Annotated in this window: 15 protein-coding genes and 1 other RNA gene; 8 read left to right on the top strand and 8 right to left on the bottom strand. The window is 59.5% G+C overall.

Annotated elements, in window-relative coordinates; all coding sequences use genetic code 11:
- Positions 1–45: 45 nt before the first annotated feature.
- Positions 46–450 carry a flagellar basal body-associated protein FliL gene (locus ACP7A4_RS15435; protein ID WP_048364697.1) on the top strand — a complete coding sequence of 135 codons (405 nt, stop codon included), beginning with the start codon at positions 46–48 and terminating at the stop codon, positions 448–450.
- A gap of 60 nt (positions 451–510) precedes the next feature.
- Here ACP7A4_RS15435 and ACP7A4_RS15430 read toward each other — a convergent pair whose 3' ends face one another.
- The 4 genes from ACP7A4_RS15430 to ACP7A4_RS15415 all read right to left on the bottom strand — a co-directional run bounded on the left by ACP7A4_RS15430 (position 511) and on the right by ACP7A4_RS15415 (position 5,972).
- A complete protein-coding gene (locus ACP7A4_RS15430; protein WP_059762248.1) occupies positions 511–1,629 on the bottom strand; it encodes an ABC transporter permease in 1,119 nt (372 codons plus the stop codon).
- Positions 1,629–4,361: a ribosome-associated ATPase/putative transporter RbbA gene (rbbA, locus tag ACP7A4_RS15425; RefSeq protein WP_426247718.1), complete on the bottom strand. Its 2,733-nt coding sequence runs from the start codon at positions 4,359–4,361 to the stop codon at positions 1,629–1,631. The genes ACP7A4_RS15430 and rbbA overlap by 1 nt, the downstream gene beginning before the upstream one ends.
- Positions 4,358–5,323, bottom strand: coding sequence for an HlyD family secretion protein (locus ACP7A4_RS15420; RefSeq protein ID WP_059762250.1), 966 nt, complete (start codon positions 5,321–5,323; stop codon positions 4,358–4,360). The genes rbbA and ACP7A4_RS15420 overlap by 4 nt, the downstream gene beginning before the upstream one ends.
- A 199-nt stretch (positions 5,324–5,522) precedes the next feature.
- Positions 5,523–5,972, bottom strand: coding sequence for an EVE domain-containing protein (locus ACP7A4_RS15415; protein ID WP_059762251.1), 450 nt, complete (start codon positions 5,970–5,972; stop codon positions 5,523–5,525).
- 194 nt (positions 5,973–6,166) lie between these two features.
- Between ACP7A4_RS15415 and ACP7A4_RS15410 the strand changes: the two genes are divergently transcribed.
- Positions 6,167–6,316, top strand: coding sequence for a hypothetical protein (locus ACP7A4_RS15410; RefSeq protein WP_087148757.1), 150 nt, complete (start codon positions 6,167–6,169; stop codon positions 6,314–6,316).
- A gap of 22 nt (positions 6,317–6,338) precedes the next feature.
- Here ACP7A4_RS15410 and ACP7A4_RS15405 read toward each other — a convergent pair whose 3' ends face one another.
- The 4 genes from ACP7A4_RS15405 to ACP7A4_RS15390 all read right to left on the bottom strand — a co-directional run bounded on the left by ACP7A4_RS15405 (position 6,339) and on the right by ACP7A4_RS15390 (position 7,797).
- The gene (locus ACP7A4_RS15405) at positions 6,339–6,977 is read right to left on the bottom strand and encodes a 5-formyltetrahydrofolate cyclo-ligase (RefSeq protein ID WP_059762252.1); all 639 of its coding nucleotides are present in this window, start codon (positions 6,975–6,977) and stop codon (positions 6,339–6,341) included.
- Between the two features lie 87 nt (positions 6,978–7,064).
- Positions 7,065–7,242: non-coding RNA, 6S RNA (gene ssrS / locus ACP7A4_RS15400), on the bottom strand.
- Positions 7,243–7,273: 31 nt separating this feature from the next.
- Positions 7,274–7,591 (bottom strand): cell division protein ZapA, encoded by a 318-nt coding sequence (locus ACP7A4_RS15395; RefSeq protein WP_059762253.1) that lies wholly within the window; start codon positions 7,589–7,591, stop codon positions 7,274–7,276.
- Positions 7,588–7,797: a TIGR02449 family protein gene (locus tag ACP7A4_RS15390; protein ID WP_059762254.1), complete on the bottom strand. Its 210-nt coding sequence runs from the start codon at positions 7,795–7,797 to the stop codon at positions 7,588–7,590. The genes ACP7A4_RS15395 and ACP7A4_RS15390 overlap by 4 nt, the downstream gene beginning before the upstream one ends.
- Before the next feature lie 134 nt (positions 7,798–7,931).
- On the opposite strand from ACP7A4_RS15390, the gene ACP7A4_RS15385 reads away from it, so the two are divergent.
- The 6 genes from ACP7A4_RS15385 (at position 7,932) to ACP7A4_RS15360 (ending at position 15,332) form a co-directional block, all read left to right on the top strand.
- A complete protein-coding gene (locus ACP7A4_RS15385; RefSeq protein ID WP_203303165.1) occupies positions 7,932–8,495 on the top strand; it encodes a YecA family protein in 564 nt (187 codons plus the stop codon).
- A gap of 29 nt (positions 8,496–8,524) precedes the next feature.
- A complete protein-coding gene (pepP, locus tag ACP7A4_RS15380) occupies positions 8,525–9,859 on the top strand; it encodes a Xaa-Pro aminopeptidase (protein ID WP_426247715.1) in 1,335 nt (444 codons plus the stop codon).
- Positions 9,856–11,043, top strand: a complete 1,188-nt coding sequence (gene ubiH / locus ACP7A4_RS15375; protein WP_059762257.1) for a 2-octaprenyl-6-methoxyphenyl hydroxylase — start codon at positions 9,856–9,858, stop codon at positions 11,041–11,043. The genes pepP and ubiH overlap by 4 nt, the downstream gene beginning before the upstream one ends.
- An 88-nt stretch (positions 11,044–11,131) precedes the next feature.
- Positions 11,132–12,349, top strand: coding sequence for a 2-octaprenyl-3-methyl-6-methoxy-1,4-benzoquinol hydroxylase (locus ACP7A4_RS15370; RefSeq protein ID WP_165599917.1), 1,218 nt, complete (start codon positions 11,132–11,134; stop codon positions 12,347–12,349).
- A 212-nt stretch (positions 12,350–12,561) separates the two neighbouring features.
- Positions 12,562–13,563, top strand: a complete 1,002-nt coding sequence (locus ACP7A4_RS15365; RefSeq protein ID WP_048400752.1) for an extracellular solute-binding protein — start codon at positions 12,562–12,564, stop codon at positions 13,561–13,563.
- 152 nt (positions 13,564–13,715) lie between these two features.
- Complete coding sequence (locus ACP7A4_RS15360; RefSeq protein WP_426247712.1) at positions 13,716–15,332, top strand: ABC transporter permease; 1,617 nt, start codon at positions 13,716–13,718, stop codon at positions 15,330–15,332.
- The last annotated feature ends 94 nt before the right edge of the window (positions 15,333–15,426 follow it).

The raw sequence follows: 15,426 nt of genomic DNA, 5'->3' as shown, positions 1-15,426 counted from the left end.
AGCAGCCCCGTATGCTTGCCCGCAAACCGTACAAAGGAGCGAATTGTGAAAGCGTGGATCATGTTGATGCTGGCCCTGTCCCTGCCGATGGCAGCAGTCGCCGAAGAAGCCAAAGAGGGTGACACCAAGGTCAGCTACATCAGCCTGAGCCCGCCATTTGTGGGTAATTACGGCCTGGATGGCAGCCCGAAACTCAAGGTGTACAAGGCGGATATTGCCCTGCGCGTGACGGGTGATGAAGCCGCCAAACTGGTCAAGGCCAACGATGCGCTGATCCGCAATCAGTTGGTGGGTTTGTTCACACAGCAGACCAGCGAAACCCTGGGCAATGTCGAGAATAAGGAAAAACTGCGTCAGGAGGCCCTGAAGCAGATCCAGCAGGTGATGACGGATGAAACCGGCAAGCCGCAGATCGATGACTTGCTGTTCAACAATTTGATTGTTCAGTAAGCGCACGCTCTGTAGGCACTGAACGGGCCGTGAGCAGGCCCGGTGCCTACAGGTGTTGCGTTATGAGGCCAGGCTTTTGCGAAACCGGCTGAGCGCGATGGCGAAGAACAACAGCCCGATTGCCGTCAGTGCCAACACGTCAGGCCACACTACCTCGATGCCGGCACCACGAAACAGAATCGCTGCGCTCAAGCTCACAAAGTGAGTCGACGGCGAACACTGCATCACCCATTGCAGCCACTCAGGCATGCTGTCCAGCGGCGTACTGCCGCCCGAGAGCAAGAGCATGGGGATGATTACCGGGATCGCCAACAGTCCGAACTGGGGCGTTGAACGGGCCAGTGTCGCAAGAAATATCCCCAGCGCGGTGCTGGCAAACAGGTAAAGCGCCGTCACGCCCAGAAACAAAGCCAACGAACCCGCCAGCGGTACGCCCAGCGCCCATTTGACGATCACTTCCAGCGACACCCAGGTGCAGAGCACCACCACCAGCATGTTGCTCCAGATCTTGGCCAGCATGATTTCCAGCGCCGTGAGCGGCAGCACCAGCAAGTGGTCGAGGGTGCCGTGTTCGCGCTCGCGCAGCAGCGCCGTACCGGTCAACACAATCGCCAGAATGGTGATGTTGTTGACGATCTGAATCACTGCCAAAAACCAGCCGCCCTCCAGGTTGGGGTTGAACAGCGCCCGCGCGCTGATCAATGCCGGGGTGTTGGCGGCCGCGTTGGCCTGCCCGGTGTAGTTGAGCAATTCGCGCTGGAAGATCCGCCCGATATACCCCGCGCCCATGAACGCCTGGCTCATGGCCGTTGCATCCACGTTGACCTGTACACCCGGCTCACGCCCGGCTAACAGGTCAGCCTGAAAGTTGGCGGGCACGTTGATCACGAAGGTGTATTGGCCACCGTCCATCGACGCATCCAGCTGATCGTAGGGCAGAGCCTGTGGGGGTTTGAATTCGGGTGGCAGCAATGATTCGCTGAGTTTGCGTGACAGCGCGCTGTGGTCTTCATCGACAATCGCGACGCTGGCGTTGTGCACGCCAATGATCGAACCCGCCGCAGGCATGTAAATCGCAACGGTGAAGGCATAGAGCAAAAACAGCAGCAACACGCTGTCGTGCCGCAGGCTGGTGAGTTCTTTAAGGCCAAGGCGCAGGATATGCGAGAGCTTGTGCATCACACCTCCTGCTTCTTGAGCATGATCAAACTCAAACCGGTAAAGGCAGCGAAGAACCCCAGCAGCGCCAGGCATTGCGGCCACAGTTGGCGCACGTCCAAAGCCTTGGTGAAGGTGCCGACGGCGATGTCCAGAAAATGCCCGGCCGGGAACAGCATGCCCATCAGTGCGGCCGAACCGTCCAGCGAGGAGCGCGGCACAATCAGGCCCGAGAACTGAATCGTTGGCAGGCTGGTGATGATCATCGTGCCTAAAATGGCCGCGATTTGGGTGCGGGTGAAGGCAGAAATCAACAAGCCCATGCTGGTGGTCGCCAGCACGTATAGCAGCCCGCCGAGCGCCAGCGTCAAGCCGCTGCCTTTAAAGGGCACACCAAACAGCCAGCGGTTCATGGCCACCAACAACGCCAGGTTGACCAGGCTCACTGCCAGATACGGCGCCTGTTTACCCAGCAAGAACTCAAGCCGGGTCAGTGGTGTGGCGTAAAAGTTGGTGATGGAACCCAGTTCTTTTTCGCGCACGATGCCCAGCGCCGTGAGCATGGCCGGAATAAACGCCAGGATCAGCGCCATTACGCCAGGGCCAATGGCGTTGACGCTGACCACATCCTGGTTGTAGCGAAAACGGGTTTCGAGTGTGGCGCCAGCCTGTTTGTTTTGCCTCAAGCTGCTGAGGGCGGCCAGTTGCTCCAGGTTGGCCGTGTGCACGGCTTCGACATAGTTGCGGCTGGTTTCAGCGCGAAACGGCATGCCGCCATCCAGCCATGCAGCCACCGTGGGCTGGCGTCCGGCGTACAGGTCGCGGCCAAATCCGGGGGGGATTTCCAACGCAATTTTTATCTCCGAGCGTTGCAGGCGTTTATGCAGTTCGTCAGTGCTCTGGATCGGCGCATGCTCTTCGAAGTAGCGTGAACTGCGGAAGGCTTCGAGGTAAGCGCGGCTTCGCGGGCTTTGGTCCTGGTCATACACGGCGAACGCGAGGTTTTCCACGTCCAGCGAAATGCCGTATCCGAAGATCACCATCATGAACACCGCGCCCAACAAGGCGAAGGCCATGCGCACTTTGTCGCGCAACAGCTCTTTGGACTCGCGGCTGGCCACGGCAATCAAGCGCGACAGGCTGAACCCGCTTTTGCTCGGCGGTGGTGGCGCGTTAACGGCCGGGCTTTGGGCTGACTCGGCGGTGGGCTGCGCGCTGGCGCCCTGTTCGTTTTGGGCCTGCTCCAGGCAGGTGACGAACGCGGCTTCCAGCGTCTCGCCCTTGAACTGTTGTTGCAGAGCATCGGGGGTGTCGCACGCCAACACTTTGCCGGCGTGCATCAACGAAATGCGGTCGCAGCGCTGGGCTTCGTTCATGAAGTGGGTGGACAAAAAAATCGTTACGCCCTGATCCCGCGACAGTTCAATCAGCAACCGCCAGAAATCATCACGCGCTGCCGGGTCGACGCCGGAAGTCGGCTCATCAAGAATCAACACCTCGGGGCGATGCAGCACCGCGACCGCCAGCGATAAACGCTGGCGCAGGCCCAGTGGTAATTCGCCGGACTGCTGATCGGCAATTTCTGCAAGGTCGAAACGTGTGATCAGTTCCTCGATGCGCGCGCGGCTGTCTGCCTTGGGCAAGTCGAATAACTGTGCGTGCAGCACCAGGTTTTGGCGCACGCTCAACTCGCCGTACAGCGAGAAGCTTTGCGACATGAAACCCACGCGTTTGCGGGTGGCTAAATCTTTGGCGTCCACCGGGTTACCGAGCAACTTGGCGCTGCCTTCGGTGGCGGGCATCAGCCCGGTCAGGACTTTCATGGTGGTGGTTTTGCCACAGCCGTTGGAGCCGAGAAAACCGAAAATCTCCCCCCGGCCGATGGCAAAGCTGACCTTGTTTACGGCCGTGAAATCGCCAAATTTGAGGGTCAGGTCATGGGCTTCAATGGCGATGTCATTGTTGTCGTGAGTGCGCGGCGCAATGACCAGCGGTTCATTGCTGTGGCCCGTGTCGCCCTGATAGTGCGTGAACGCAGCGTCGAGTTTGCCAGTGGCGGTAACCCCTGCCAATGCGGGGGTCAGCCCGGACGCAATCAATGTGCCGCGATCGAGCATCAAGCAGTGCTCGAACTGCTCGGCCTCCTCCATGTAGGCGGTGGCTACCAGCAAGGTCAGTTGAGGGCGCTGGCTGCGAACATCGTCGACCAACTCCCAAAAACGTCGGCGTGACAGCGGGTCGACGCCCGTGGTGGGTTCGTCGAGGATCAGCAAGTCGGGTTCGTGAATCAGCGCGCAGCACAACCCCAGTTTTTGCTTCATCCCGCCTGACAGCTTACCGGCCGGGCGTTCGGCAAAACGTTCGAGGTCAGTGGCCTTGAGCAGGTTGGCCATGCGCTGTTCGCAGTCGTCTTTGGACAGGCCGAACAGGGTGCCGAAAAAACGGATGTTTTCGCTGATCGACAACTCCGGGTACAGGTTGCCGCCCAAGCCCTGGGGCATAAAGGCAATCAGCGGGTAGAGCGTGTTGCGGTGGTGGCGGTCGTCAATGGGGCCGCCGAGCACCTCAAGGGCGCCGTGTTGCAGTTTTTTGACCCCTGCAATCAGGCCCAGCAAGCTGGATTTGCCTGCGCCATCCGGACCAATCAGCCCGCAACGCGTGCCTTTGGGCAGGCTGAACGTGATATCGCGCAGTGCCTGCTGCTTGCCATACCGGTGGCTGATGCCACTGGCGTTCAGCGCCAGGTCGCTCATTGCAGATTAGCCGGCCAGTCCACGTCGGCGGTTCGCACATACCCGGCGCCCGGCATGCCCGGTTTGGCTTGCGGCACGGCGCTGGGGTCGGTGAGGCGCAATTTGACGCGGAACACCAGTTTTTGACGCTCGTCGCGGGTTTCGACCTCTTTGGGGGTGAACTGTGACTTGGCCGCGACGAAGCTGATTTTGGCAGGCAATGCCTGATCGGGCAGGGCATCGAGCACGATCCGCGCCTGGGCGCCGACCGTTAGTTTGCCGACCACCGAGGCGGGCAGGTACAGGTTCATGTACTGGTCGCTGGGGTCGATCATCATAAATACGCGTCCGCCTGCGCCCAGCACTTCGCCGGGCTCGGCAAGGCGCAGTTGAATCACGCCGTCGATGGGCGCGCGCAGGCTGCTGTCATCTATTTCGCTGGTGAATTGCGCCACTTGCGCTTCGCTGGCGTGGATGGCGGCCCTGGCTGCAGCGACTTGGGCTTGCGCGGCGACCACGGCGGCGTTGCTGGTGTCAAAGCGCGCTTGTTGCTGATCCAGCAGTTGGCCGCTGGCAAATCCGCGCTGAGCCAGTTGGCGGAAGCGTTTGAGTTCTTGGCTGGCGAGCCGTTTTTCGCTTTGGCGCAACTGCACGTTGGCTTCATTGGCCGCCAGGGTTTGGCGGGCGCGCAACACTTCGGCTTCGGCCTGGTTGCGTGATGCTTCAAGGGTGCGGGTGTCCATGCGGGCCAGCAGTTGGCCTTTGGTCACACGGTCGCCTTCGTCCACGAGTACATCGGCGAGGCGCCCCGGGATCTTGGCGGCAATTTGTACTTCTGTGGACTCGAGTCGGCCGTTGCCCATGCTGATGCCTTCAGGGAGGCGGTCATGCTGGGATTTCCAGTAACCGAACCCGCCCGCTGCTACCAGCAGGATTGCCAAAGGAATAACGAAATAATGGGAAATACGGTGATTCTTCGACATGCCGACATCCTGTGTCACAGAGCGCTCTAGTTTGACGGTCTCACTGCCGTGGCGGTTTGATGCCAGTCAAAGGAAGGGCAAAGCGTAGACGCTTATATCGGATGTTGCCCGGTAAATCCTGTGCTCGCAGCCCAAGGCTGCGAAGGGGCCCGCGGCCCGTCATTTTCGCAGCCATCGGCAGCGGCCACACGTTGGGGTATTACAACAACCCCATCACCACCGCCCACTGCTCATCGGTTACGGGCATCACGGAAAGACGGCTGCCTTTTTGTACCAGCGGCATTTCAGCCAGTGCGGTTTGTTGCTTCAGGTAGTCGAGTTTGATCACCCTGGCAAAAGTTTGCTCGTGCGCTACCTGCAATGCGCTCCACGGGTTTTTCTCGGCGCTGGCCTTGGGGTCGAAGTAATGGCTTTGTGGGTCGAGTGCCGTGGGGTCAGGATAAGCCGCTTCAATGATGCGCCCGATGCCGGCAATACCCGGTTGGGGGCAACTGGAGTGATAGAAAAAGAACAGATCGCCCACCGCCATCGACCGCATGAAGTTGCGCGCCTGATAGTTGCGTACGCCGTCCCAGCGCGCTTCGCCCATGCGCTGTAAATCTTTGATAGAGAACTCGTCAGGCTCGGACTTCATCAGCCAATAGGCCATTTTTCTTCTCCTGAAACACGGTGTGAAAGTTTTTCTTGAAACATTTTGTTAAACCGACAGCCGGTTGACGTCATCGTTTGCGTGTCTTAACAGGTTGTCGCAGAATGCCGGGATTTTAAGCTTGACGCTGCTGCACGGCCTATAACAAAAACCGTTGCTGTCATCGTGTTGATTTGCCTGAAGGGGGGCAATCGATGAAACGCAAACCGGATGTACTGTGGGTATTGGCTTTTTTGTTCGGTTTGGGCGTGGTTACAACGGGGTATGCGCAAAGTCTTTGGTCCAACTCGACCGATGCGCCGATTGAACTGGCTCAACAGCAAGTCCCACCTTTTAAGCGCTAAATTTTCGTGTGTTAAACAGTGTTCAGGCATCGCGCCGGTCGTGATGCCCTGGCGGTATGTGGGCGACGTACCACTGTTTGTCCGAGACGGTGCCTTGTAGCGGCACATCCCAACTGGCTTGCGTCAGGCCATCGACCTTTTGGCATTCGTGGGCCAGGCCCAGCAACGTTGGCTTGCGCCAGCATTGGCGCCGCGCCAGATACGCCAGGCTGCGGTCATAAAAGCCGCCGCCCATGCCCAGCCGTCCGCCTGTTGCATCAAACCCCACCAATGGCAACAACACCAGGTCGAGCGCCCAGACCTTGCGTTGCCGTGCGCGGTGAATACGCGGTTCGAGGATGCGAAAACGGTTGGGGATCAATGTTTCGTCGGGTGCGATGCGCTGGAACACCATTTTGGTCTTCGGCCAGGCACTGAGCACGGGCAGGTACACGGCCTTGCCCCGGCGCTGTGCTTCGCGCAGCAACAAGCGCGGATCGATTTCACCGTCAGTGGGCAGGTAGAGTGCGATGTGTTTGGCGCGGCGAAACAGCGGATGCTGTGCCAGTTGTCGATACAGGCCACGGGCTGCCAGGCGTTGCGCGCAGGGCGAAAGTTCGCGGCGGGCATTGCGCAACAGTCTTCGAAGTTGCGGGCGGGTAGGCGGCGCAGGTTCGGTCATGGTGGCGTGCTGTTCAAGGTCGAGTCACCGGACGGTCAACTCGTTAAAGCCAATGCCAGCACAAAGCTGGCATTGCGCTAAGAAATCAGGCTCCCCGACGTACCGCTGTCGGCTTGGCCCTTGAACCCGAAAGTTCAAGGTGGAAGTTGCAGTAGACCTTAAGGCTTTCCGTCGAGCGGACATGCACACCGGTCCAACGTGCAAGCTCCAGGGTAGTGCGAATCGGCTCAGGGACATCGCTAACTGGCGAATACTCCAGGGAGTGGCGCGAGTATACCCCAAAGAAACCTTTTGAATCAGCTCTGACGTTCGTTCGGATCAGTGGCAAGCACCAGATCGACCCGCTCAAGCAGGTCGCGCACCTGTTCACGGGTGGAGCTGCTGGTCTGAACTTCGGCGATCTCCTGCTTGTGCAGCAGATCGTGGGTGATATTGAGGGCGGCCATCACGGCGATACGATCGGCACCAATCACTTTGCCGCTGCTGCGAATTTCACGCATCTTGCCGTCCAGATAACGGGCCGCGCTCACCAGGTTGGTGCGCTCTTCCTGGGGGCACATGATCGAATACTCTTTATCGAGGATGTGCACAGTGACGCTATTGCTTGAACTCATGAGTCTTGCTCCAGGGCTTTGAGGCGCGAAATCATCGATTCGACCTTGTGTCGGGCGATTTCGTTTTTTTCAATGAGGTGCGCGCGTTCCTCGCGCCAAGTCTTTTCTTGAGCTAGTAAGAGTCCGTTTTGACTTTTAAGTTGCTCGACCCGGCCAATCAGGAGTTCGAGTCTAGCCATCAGTTCATGCAGGTCGGTGTCTTCCATTGTGTCCTACTGTGTATTTTCTGATGGATGGTCACCATCAGGCGCTTTGACGCCTCGATGGTCTGGCTCGCCTGCCGATGCTAGGATACAAGGCCTCCATTCTAGACATAGCGCCGCTTGGCGCCTAGCTGACCATGCCTATTCAGAACTCCCCGTATCACGCTTTTGCCGCCCTGCTGACCAACAACGGCCATAACGTTTCGCCTGCTGAACTGCACGGCCTGTTGCTGGGGCGCAGTTGTGCCGGCGCAGGCTTCGATGCCGACAGCTGGTTGGCCGATGCCAAAGAGCTGTTCCAAAGCGAAAATGAAATCAGTGACAACGTACGCAATGCCCTGATCGGTTTGCAAGAGATGGTCAAAGGTGAATTGACCGGTGACGACATGACCGTCGTGCTGCTGTTGCCGAGCGATGACGCATCACTGACCGACCGCGCTGCTGCATTGGGCGAGTGGTGTCAGGGTTTCCTGTCCGGCTTCGGCCTTAACTATCGGGGCGTTGACTTGAGCACCGAGGGCCAGGAAGTGCTGCAAGACCTGGCCGCCATCGCCCAGGTGCAAGATGCCCTGGAAGAGTCCGATGACGGTGAAAACGACTATATGGAAGTGATGGAATACCTGCGCGTCGCGCCGCTGCTGCTGTTCACCGAAACCAAAAAAACGGCTGAGCCTGCTCCAGCCAAGCCTTCGTTGCACTGATCGACCGCCAAGAGGAAACCCGTCTGCCCATGATCCATATCCCGAAATCGGAATACGCACGTCGCCGCAAGGCGCTCATGGCGCAGATGGAGCCCAACAGCATCGCGATATTACCTGCGGCGCCGGTGGCGATTCGCAATCGAGATGTTGAGTACGTGTACCGTCAGGAAAGCAATTTTCAGTACCTGAGCGGTTTTCCTGAGCCTGAGGCCGTGATTGTGTTGATCCCGGGCCGGGCCCATGGCCAATACGTGCTGTTTTGCCGTGAGCGCAACCCGGAGCGCGAGCTGTGGGACGGATTGCGCGCAGGGCAAGAAGGCGCCATACGTGACTTTGGCGCTGACGACGCGTTCCCGATCACCGACATCGACGACATCCTGCCGGGCCTGATTGAAGGCCGCGAGCGGGTGTATTCGGCGATGGGCAGCAACCCCGAATTCGACCGCCACTTGATGGAGTGGATCAACACCATTCGCTCCAAGGCCAGCCTGGGTGCGCAACCGCCCAACGAATTCGTTGCTCTGGATCATCTGCTGCATGACATGCGCCTGTATAAATCGGCGGCAGAAATCAAAGTCATGCGCCACGCGGCGCAAATTTCGGCGCGTGCGCATGTCCGTGCCATGCAAGCCAGCCGTGCAGGCTTGCATGAGTACAGCCTTGAAGCCGAGCTGGATTACGAGTTTCGTAAAAGCGGCGCGAAAATGCCGGCCTATGGCTCAATCGTCGCGTCGGGTGACAACAGCTGCATTCTTCACTATCAGCAGAACGACGCCGTGCTTAAAGACGGCGATCTGGTCTTGATTGATGCGGGCTGTGAGATCGACTGCTACGCCAGTGACATCAGCCGAACGTTCCCTGTAAGCGGGAAATTTTCGCCGGAGCAAAAAGCAATTTACGAATTGGTGTTGGCTTCGCAAGAAGCAGCGTTTGCCGATATTGCGCCCAACAAGCACTGGAACCAGGCGCACGAGGCCACGGTCCGGGTGATCACAGCAGGTCTGGTTGATTTGGGCTTGTTGCAGGGCGAGGTGGATGAGCTGATTGCCAGCGAAGCTTATAAAGTGTTTTACATGCACCGCGCCGGTCATTGGCTGGGGCTGGATGTGCATGATGTGGGTGAATACAAGGTCGGTGGAGAGTGGCGCGTGCTGGAAGCAGGCATGACCCTCACTGTTGAGCCCGGTATTTACATCAGCCCGAACAATCTGAATGTCGCCAAAAAATGGCGCGGCATTGGTGTGCGGATCGAGGACGACGTAGTGGTCACCAAACATGGCTGTGACATTCTGACCGGCGACGTGCCCAAAACCGTCGCTGACATCGAAGCCTTGATGGCAGCGGCAAAGGCGCGCGTGGCATGAGTCGCACCCACCTGGCAATCATTGGTGGCGGCCTGGTAGGCGCAAGCCTTGCGCTGGCGTTGCAAGCCGGGGCCAAGGCGCGGGGCTGGAAGATCGTCCTGATCGAGCCTTTTGCCCCCGGCAACAGCTACCAGCCGAGCTACGACGCCCGTTCGTCGGCGCTGAGCTACGGCGCGCGGCAAATTTATGAGCGGCTGGGGCTGTGGCAGTCCATCGCTCCCCGTGCCGAGCCGATCAAGGATATTCACGTTTCCGACCGTGGTCGTTTCTCCACCGCACGGTTGTCGGCCCTTGAAGAAGGTGTGCCTGCGCTGGGTTATGTGGTCGAAAACGCCTGGTTGGGCCAGTGCTTGTGGAAGGGCCTGGACCCGGACGTGATCAGTTGGCGCTGCCCGGCCGAAGTGACCCGCATGCAGCCCCTCGAAGACGGCTACCGTCTGACCTTGAACGATGAAACCACGCTGGACTGCGACCTGGCGGTACTGGCCGACGGCGGTCGTTCGGGGCTGCGCGAGCAGTTGGGCATTCATGTCAGCAAGCGCCCTTATGACCAAAGCGCGTTGATCGCCAACATCACCCCCAGCCAAGCCCACGGCGGCATGGCCTTCGAGCGTTTCACCGAAGAAGGGCCGATGGCATTGCTGCCGTTGCCCGAAAACCGCTGTGCGCTGGTCTGGACCCGGCTAGGTATGGATGCCGAGCGTCTGGCAGCGCTGGATGAACGCAGCTTCCTCAGCGAGTTGCAGGGCGTGTTTGGCTATCGCCTGGGCACCCTCAAACAGGTGGGGGCGCGCCATTTGTACCCGCTCACGTTGATCGAGGCGCAAGAGCAAGTACGCCCGCACCTTGCGGTGCTCGGCAACGCTGCGCACAGCCTGCACCCGATTGCCGGGCAGGGTTTTAACTTGTCGTTGCGGGACGCGGACGCCTTGGCCCGGACGCTGTTGGCGAGTGATGAAAAACTCGGCGACTTCGCCACCTTGTTGAGTTATCAACAGCGCCAAACACTCGATCAGCAACTGACCATAGGCTTCTCGGATCAGGTAACACGCCTGTTTGGCAGCGATCAGACCCTGATTTCGTTGGGTCGTAACCTTGGCTTGCTGGGCCTTGATCTGCTACCACCGGCCAAGCGCTGGTTTGCCCGTCAGGCGATGGGGCTGGGCACTCGCGCAGACAGTTGATGACGACCGGGGCGAATACGTCCCGTGTCGGTCCATTTTTATTCAGGTGCGGCGAATGCTGCTCACGAGACAGGCTTAAAGCATGGAAATGCGCGCAGATGTGCTGATTGTTGGGGCCGGAATGGTCGGAAGCGCCTTGGCGCTGGCGCTCAAAGACAGCGGTTTGAAAATCGTGCTGCTCGACGGCGGGCCGCTGAGCGTCAAACCGTTTAGCGGTGACGACGCCTTCGAGCCTCGGGTCAGCGCCTTGTCGGCGGCCAGCCAGCGCATTTTGCAACGCCTTGGTGCATGGGACGGCATTGTCGCTCGCCGTGTCAGCCCGTATTCGCACATGCACGTGTGGGACGGCAGCGGCACCGGTCAAATCCACTTCTCGGCCGCCAGTGTGCACGCCGAAGTGCTGGGCCATATCGTCGAAAACCGCGTGGTGCAAGACGCCTTGCTCGACAGCTTGCAGGGCGTGGACATTGAATTGCTGGCCAATGCCCGTCTTGAGCAAATGCGCCGCTCTGGCGATGACTGGCTGCTGACCCTGGCCGATGGCCGCACCCTGCGTGCGCCCTTAGTGATTGCCGCCGACGGCGCCAACTCGGCCGTGCGACGTCTGACCGGTTGCCAGACCCGCGAATGGGACTACATGCATCACGCCATTGTCGCCAGCGTGCGTTGCGCTCAACCGCATCAGCAGACCGCCTGGCAACGCTTCACCGATCACGGCCCACTGGCGTTTTTGCCCTTGCAGCGTGACGGCCAGCAAGACTGGTGCTCAATCGTGTGGTCCACCACCCCCGAACAAGCGCAGCACTTGATGGCACTGGAGGATGACGCGTTCTGCCGCGAACTGGCGTTGGCGTTTGAAGGGCGTCTGGGCCCTGTATTGAGCGCCGATTCACGGGTTTGCGTGCCGCTGCGTCAACGGCATGCCAAACGCTACGTGGCTGAGGGGCTGGCGCTGATTGGCGATGCGGCCCACACCATTCATCCGTTGGCCGGGCAGGGCGTCAACCTGGGCTTCCTTGACGCAGCAGTGCTGGCGCAGGTGATCTTGCACGCGGTTGACCGTGGTGAGCGGTTGGCGGATGTCAAAGTGCTGAGCCGTTTCGAGCGGCGTCGCATGCCTCACAATCTGGCACTCATGGCCGCCATGGAAGGTTTCCAGCGGTTGTTTCAGGCCGACTCGTTAAGCGCCCGGCTGCTGCGCAACAGCGGCTTGAAATGGGTGAATCAGATGCCCGAAGCCAAAGCCGTGTTCGTGCGTCAGGCGCTGGGCCTCACCGGCGATTTGCCACCGTTGGCCAAGGCTTGAATTTCTGTCGCCGCGGCCACAGGCTGCGATGGGTTGCGCAGCGACCCCGTTCTTTAAAAGCGAAGGCCCTGAGGTCCTTATCGCAGCCTGCGGCAGCGGCTACAGAGGCCTTCTGCAACATCTGGTAACGCCTCAGGGGCGAGTTAGGTTGAGATGGCAAATGTGATTCACTACCATTTACGCCCGATTCGCATTGAGAGAGACCGCCCCTCATGTTGGCACCCAAGCGTCTACTGACTGCCCTGGCCCTCACCGTTTTTGCCAGCGGTGTTTCTGCTGCCGATGAAGTGGTGGTGTACTCCTCGCGTATCGACGAGCTGATCAAGCCGGTATTTGACGCCTACACCGCCAAAACCGGGGTTAAGGTCAAGTTCATCACCGACAAGGAAGCGCCGCTGATGCAGCGCATCAAGGCTGAGGGTCAAAATGCCACCGCCGACCTGCTGCTCACGGTCGATGCCGGCAACCTGTGGCAAGCCGAGCAAATGGGCATCCTGCAACCGTTCACTTCGCCCGTTATCGACAAAAACATCCCCCCTCAATACCGCTCCTCGTCCCACGAATGGACGGGTTTGAGCCTGCGCGCCCGGACCATCGCTTATTCCACCGACCGGGTTAAGCCCGAAGAACTGTCGACCTACGAGGCATTGGCTGACAAAAACTGGGAAGGCCGCCTGTGCCTGCGCACGGCCAAGAAGGTGTATAACCAGTCGCTGACCGCCACCATGATTGAGGTGAACGGTCCTGAAAAAACCGAAGAAATCCTCAAGGGTTGGGTCAACAACCTGTCTACCGACGTGTTCTCGGATGACATTGCGGTGTTGGAAGCAATCAATGCCGGGCAGTGCGACGTGGGCATCGTTAACACTTACTACTACGGCCGTTTGCACAAGCAGAAGCCGGATCTGGCGGTGAAGTTGTTTTGGCCCAATCAAGCCGACCGCGGTGTTCACGTTAACCTGTCGGGCATTGGCCTGACCAAATACGCGCCGCACCCAGAAGCGGCCAAAGCGTTGGTTGAATGGATGACCACACCTGAGGCGCAGTCGATTTTTGCGGGCACTAACCAAGAGTTCCCGGCTAACCCGAGCGTGCCGCCTTCTGCCGAAGTGGCCAGTTGGGGTGAGTTCAAGGCTGATGCCTTACCGGTTGAAGTGGCAGGCAAGCGCCAGGCCGAAGCGATCCGCATGATGGACCGTGCTGGCTGGAATTGATGTGCGTGTGAAGTGAGGCAAACCCTCAAGCCCTCTCCCCAACCCTCTCCCTGCGGGAGAGGGGCTTTTTGGTTCTGTTGAAAGACTCTTCGCACTTCGTGTAGCTACGCAACATACAATCCCTCGCCTTGCCCACCTTTCGAGAGTTTTTCGTGGCCCATCCTGCCCAACGTCGCTGGTACCCGCTGGTATTCACCATTGCCGCTCTGGTACTGCTGCCCTTGAGCGTCTTGTTGCTGTCATGGCAAAGCCTGGACACCCAGATCTGGAGCCATCTGTGGGACACACAAATGCCGCGGCTGCTGGGCAACACGCTCACATTGATTGTCGGGGTGGGCATCGGGGTCACGCTGCTCGGGGTCAGCCTGGCATGGCTCACCAGCCTGTGTGAATTCCCCGGCAGGCGCTGGCTGGACTGGGCCCTGATGCTACCGTTTGCGATTCCGGCCTACGTGCTGGCGTTTGTATTCGTCGGTTTGCTGGATTTCGCCGGGCCGGTGCAGACGCTGCTACGCGAGTGGTTTGGCATGGGGTTGCGATTGCCCCGCGTGCGCTCCACCGGTGGCGTGATCATTGTGTTGATTCTGGTGTTTTACCCGTATGTCTATTTGCTGGCGCGAACGGCGTTTCTGGCGCAGGGCAAAGGCTTGATGGAAGCCGCACGGGTATTGGGCCAAAGCCCGTGGCAGGCATTCTGGCGAGTGGCATTGCCGATGGCCCGCCCGGCGATTGGTGCCGGTGTGGCGCTGGCGCTGATGGAAACCCTGGCCGATTTCGGCGCAGTGTCGGTGTTCAATTTCGACACCTTTACCACGGCTATTTATAAGACCTGGTATGGCTTTTTCAGCCTGTCCACCGCTGCGCAATTGGCCAGTTTGCTGTTGTTGGTGGTGATGCTGGTGCTCTACGGCGAGCGTCGTGCCCGGGGCGCCAACCGCGCGAGCAATGAGCGCCCGCGCACCCAGGCCTTATATGCCCTCAAAGGTCCCAAGGCCTGGCTGGCCAGCAGTTGGTGCGCACTGGTGTTTGCCTGCGCGTTCGTGATCCCGATGCTGCAACTGGTGGTGTGGTTCTGGCAGCGCGGGCGCTTTGATCTCGATGAGCGCTACACCGGCCTCATCCTGCACACCTTGTACTTGGGCAGCATGGCGGCGTTGATCACCGTGAGCGTGGCGCTGGTTTTGGCGTTTGCCCGACGTCAGGCGCCCACGCAGGCCATTCGCGCCGGGGTCAGCCTGGCGAATCTGGGCTACGCCTTGCCGGGTTCAGTGTTGGCCGTATCGATCATGTTGGCGTTCAGTTACCTGGACCGCGAACTGGTCATTCCTCTGTCAGGCTGGTTGGGCGGGGCAGGCAAGCCGCTGCTACTGGGCAGCCTGTCGGCCTTGCTGATGGCGTATCTGGTGCGATTCATCGCAGTGGCCTATGGCCCGCTCGAAAACAGTCTGGCGCGTATTCGACCGTCCTTGCCTGAAGCCGCTCGCAGTTTGGGGGTGAGTGGCCCGCGACTGTTTTTCAAAGTGTATCTGCCGTTATTGCTGCCGGGCACGCTGAGTGCTGCGCTATTGGTCTTTGTCGATGTACTTAAGGAAATGCCCGCCACCCTTCTAATGCGGCCCTTTGGTTGGGACACGCTGGCTGTTCGCATCTTCGAAATGACCAGTGAAGGCGAGTGGGCACGGGCTTCTTTGCCGGCACTGACGTTGGTCCTGGTGGGTTTGTTGCCGGTCATCGGGTTGATCCGACGCTCTGCCCATCGCATCGGCTAGGTGCCAGCCTCCCGGCATGCGGCTACAATGCGCGGCATTCGGTGCGGTCTGTCAATCAGGCCAGGTTCCCTGCGCAGCGTAAGAAAGCTACGTT

This window comes from Pseudomonas sp. TWR3-1-1 (assembly GCF_049896545.1).
Lineage (GTDB): Bacteria > Pseudomonadota > Gammaproteobacteria > Pseudomonadales > Pseudomonadaceae > Aquipseudomonas > Aquipseudomonas weihenstephanensis.
This window is presented reverse-complemented; position numbering and strand designations above follow the sequence as displayed.

Bases quoted from the DNA above. Each gene is read 5' to 3' on its own strand.
- ACP7A4_RS15430 (WP_059762248.1), bottom strand. From the start codon at position 1,629: ATGCACAAGCTCTCGCATATCCTGCGCCTTGGCCTTAAAGAACTCACC.
- rbbA (WP_426247718.1), bottom strand. From the start codon at position 4,361: ATGAGCGACCTGGCGCTGAACGCCAGTGGCATCAGCCACCGGTATGGC.
- ACP7A4_RS15420 (WP_059762250.1), bottom strand. From the start codon at position 5,323: ATGTCGAAGAATCACCGTATTTCCCATTATTTCGTTATTCCTTTGGCA.
- ACP7A4_RS15415 (WP_059762251.1), bottom strand. From the start codon at position 5,972: ATGGCCTATTGGCTGATGAAGTCCGAGCCTGACGAGTTCTCTATCAAA.
- ACP7A4_RS15410 (WP_087148757.1), top strand. From the start codon at position 6,167: ATGAAACGCAAACCGGATGTACTGTGGGTATTGGCTTTTTTGTTCGGT.
- ACP7A4_RS15405 (WP_059762252.1), bottom strand. From the start codon at position 6,977: ATGACCGAACCTGCGCCGCCTACCCGCCCGCAACTTCGAAGACTGTTG.
- ACP7A4_RS15395 (WP_059762253.1), bottom strand. From the start codon at position 7,591: ATGAGTTCAAGCAATAGCGTCACTGTGCACATCCTCGATAAAGAGTAT.
- ACP7A4_RS15390 (WP_059762254.1), bottom strand. From the start codon at position 7,797: ATGGAAGACACCGACCTGCATGAACTGATGGCTAGACTCGAACTCCTG.
- ACP7A4_RS15385 (WP_203303165.1), top strand. From the start codon at position 7,932: ATGCCTATTCAGAACTCCCCGTATCACGCTTTTGCCGCCCTGCTGACC.
- pepP (WP_426247715.1), top strand. From the start codon at position 8,525: ATGATCCATATCCCGAAATCGGAATACGCACGTCGCCGCAAGGCGCTC.
- ubiH (WP_059762257.1), top strand. From the start codon at position 9,856: ATGAGTCGCACCCACCTGGCAATCATTGGTGGCGGCCTGGTAGGCGCA.
- ACP7A4_RS15370 (WP_165599917.1), top strand. From the start codon at position 11,132: ATGCGCGCAGATGTGCTGATTGTTGGGGCCGGAATGGTCGGAAGCGCC.
- ACP7A4_RS15365 (WP_048400752.1), top strand. From the start codon at position 12,562: ATGTTGGCACCCAAGCGTCTACTGACTGCCCTGGCCCTCACCGTTTTT.